This window comes from Cupriavidus sp. HPC(L), assembly GCF_000307735.3.
GTDB lineage: Bacteria > Pseudomonadota > Gammaproteobacteria > Burkholderiales > Burkholderiaceae > Cupriavidus.
On the sequence record NZ_AMPR02000296.1, the window covers coordinates 1 to 2,882 of the forward strand.

2 protein-coding genes are annotated in these 2,882 nt (G+C 66.9%); both read right to left on the reverse strand.

Annotated elements, in window-relative coordinates; genetic code table 11:
- Positions 1-253 precede the first annotated feature (253 nt).
- The gene (gene queF / locus B551_RS15975; protein ID WP_006577922.1) at positions 254-1,087 is read right to left on the reverse strand and encodes an NADPH-dependent 7-cyano-7-deazaguanine reductase QueF; all 834 of its coding nucleotides are present in this window, start codon (positions 1,085-1,087) and stop codon (positions 254-256) included.
- A gap of 73 nt (positions 1,088-1,160) precedes the next feature.
- Complete coding sequence (ilvA, locus tag B551_RS15980) at positions 1,161-2,699, reverse strand: threonine ammonia-lyase, biosynthetic (RefSeq protein ID WP_023264521.1); 1,539 nt, start codon at positions 2,697-2,699, stop codon at positions 1,161-1,163.
- Between the last annotated feature and the right edge of the window lie 183 nt (positions 2,700-2,882).

The window sequence follows — 2,882 nt, forward strand, 5'->3', positions numbered from 1 at the left end:
GTGCGCTGCCGAGGCCCTTGACCGCTGCGGCGCTGCGCCCGGGACGGCCCGGGCGGCGCAGCGGGGCGCCTTCCCGCGGTGAAGCGGGCAGGGCGGCAGCGGAAGCGGTGGACGAGCGGGAGCGGCGGGCGGTCATGGTCGGGATCTCGTTCGCTGGATATTAATTGGCGCATTAATTAATTCAAGGCCTGTTACAAAGAAGCCGGCGTTGCGCTGTCGCGCGCACGCCGGCCCGGCCTTGCCTCGCGGGGTGTTACTGCCGCGCGTTGCGCCGGTTATCCGGCCACGGCGTGTTGAAGTTGGTGCGAAACGGGTTGATGTCGAGGCCGCCGCGCCGCGTATAGCGCGCGTAGACCGCCAGCTTGACCGGCTTGCACTGGCGCAGCACGTCCACGAAGATGCGCTCGACGCACTGCTCGTGGAACTCGTTGTGGTTGCGGAAGGAGATCAGGTATTTCAGCAGTCCCTCCTGGTCGATCGGCGCGCCGACATAGCGGATCTGCACGCTGCCCCAGTCGGGCTGGCCGGTGACCAGGCAGTTCGACTTCAGCAGATGCGAGACCAGCGTCTCCTCGACCGGCGTCTCTTCCTGATCCGCGCGCAGCAGCTGCGGCGCCGGCTCGTAGATGTCGGTCTCGATATCGAGCCGGTCCAGCAGCAGGCCGTCGAGCTCGCCCATCTGCTGGCGGGCGAAGTCGGGTTCGGCGGTCAGCCGCACCTGCACCGCGCCGCCGGTGGCTTCGGACAGGTCCTGCCGCAGCAGCTGCTGCAGCGCCTCGGGGGATTCGAGCCGGGTCTGGTTGAAGCTGTTCAGGTACAGCTTGAACGATTTCGATTCGACGATGTTCGGCGTGTCGGCCGGAATGATGAAGCTGGCCAGCGCGACCTGGGGCTTGCCTTTCGGATTGAGCCAGGACAATTCGTAGGCATTCCAGATGTCCACGCCGAAGAACGGCACCGCGCGGCCTTCGGGCAGGCCGATCTCGGCACGCTTGGGCGCGCGCGGGATCGGAAACAGCAGGCTGGCGTCGTACTCGGTCTTGTAGGCCGAGACTTTGCCCAGCGGCGAATGTTCGGGCACGGTCATGAGGACTCCTGTCGGGTTCCGCGATGCACGGATTTGCAGTGGTTCGGGCGGTTCGGCGGCGCGGCGCAGGCCGTCACGCCAGGAACAGCTTGTAGACGGGGTTGTCGGTTTCTTCCCAGTGTAAGTAACCGAGCGTGGCAAGGAAGGCCTTGAATTCGCGCTTCTCGTTCTTCGGCACCTGGATGCCGACCAGGATGTTCGACGTGTCGGCGCCCTGGTTGCGGTAGTGGAACAGGCTGATGTTCCAGTTCGGGCTCATGCTCGACAGGAATTTCATCAGCGCGCCCGGGCGCTCCGGGAATTCGAAGCGGTACAGCAGCTCGTCCTGGGCCAGCGCGGAGTGCCCGCCGACCATATAGCGGATGTGCTGCTTGGCCAGCTCGTCGTTCGACAGGTCCAGCGCGGCAAAGCCGTGGCGGCGGAAGGCCGCGGCGATCTTGTCGCTTTCGGCGCGGCTGCCGATCTGCACGCCGACGAAGATGTGCGCGAGCTGGTTGTCGGCGATCCGGTAGTTGAACTCGGTCACGTTGCGCGTGCCCAGCTGTTCGCAGAAGCGGCGGAAGCTGCCGCGTTCCTCGGGGATGGTCACCGCGAACACCGCCTCGCGCGCCTCGCCGACCTCGGCCCGTTCGGCGACGAAGCGCAGGCGGTCGAAGTTCATGTTGGCGCCCGAGGCGATCGCCACCAGGTTCTTGCCCTTGAGCTTCTCGCGCTCGGCATACGCCTTCAGTCCGGCAACGGCCAGCGCGCCCGAGGGCTCAAGGATGCTGCGGGTGTCCTGGAACACGTCCTTGACGCCGGCGCACAGCGCATCGGTATCGACCAGCACGATCTCGTCGACCAGCTCGCGCGCGATGCGGAAGGTCTCCTTGCCGGCCAGCTTGACCGCGGTGCCGTCCGAGAACAGGCCCACGTCCTTCAGTTCGACGCGCTTGCCGGCATCGATCGAGCGCTTCATCGCATCGGAATCGACCGTCTGCACGCCGATCACCTTGATCTCCGGCCGCACCGCCTTGATGTACGACGCCACGCCGGCGATCAGGCCGCCGCCGCCGATCGCGACGAACACCGCGTGGATCGGACCCGGGTGCTGGCGCAGGATTTCCATCGCGACGGTGCCCTGGCCGGCGATCACCTCGGGATCGTCGAACGGATGGATGAAGGTCAGCTTGTGCTTGCGCTGCAGTTCGGCGGCGTGCTGGTAGGCGTCGCTGTACGACTCGCCGTGCAGCACCACCTGCACCCACTTGCCGCCGTGCTTGCGCACCGCGTCGATCTTGACCTGCGGCGTGGTCACCGGCATCGCGATGATGGCCTTGCACTCCATCCGCGCCGCGGCCAGCGCGACGCCCTGCGCGTGGTTGCCGGCCGAGGCGGCGATCACGCCGCGCTTCAGTTCGTCGGGCGTCAGCGAGGCCATCTTGTTGTAGGCGCCGCGCAGCTTGAACGAGAACACCGGCTGGGTGTCCTCGCGCTTGAACCAGACTCCGTTGCCGATTCGCGCCGACAGTTCGCGGGCGTAGGTCAGCTCGGTCTCCTGCGCCACGTCATACACCTTGGCGGTCAGGATCTTTTTCAGGTAGTCGGGTTTGCTGGCTGTCTTGCGGGTCATGTCGACGACCGGCGCGGGGCCGGATGGGATGGACGGAAGAAGGCGGAGGGCCGGCGCTGGGGGCGGGGCGCAGGGGCGGCTCGGGGTCGCGGCGCGCCGTGCTGCTGCGTGGCTGCGCCGCCCCCGGCATCGGCCGTGGCATTCGGGAAACCGCTAATGATAAAGGATCGGGCGGCGCCGGGT

Bases quoted from the DNA above. Each gene is read 5' to 3' on its own strand.
- queF (WP_006577922.1), bottom strand. From the start codon at position 1,087: ATGACCGTGCCCGAACATTCGCCGCTGGGCAAAGTCTCGGCCTACAAG.
- ilvA (WP_023264521.1), bottom strand. From the start codon at position 2,699: ATGACCCGCAAGACAGCCAGCAAACCCGACTACCTGAAAAAGATCCTG.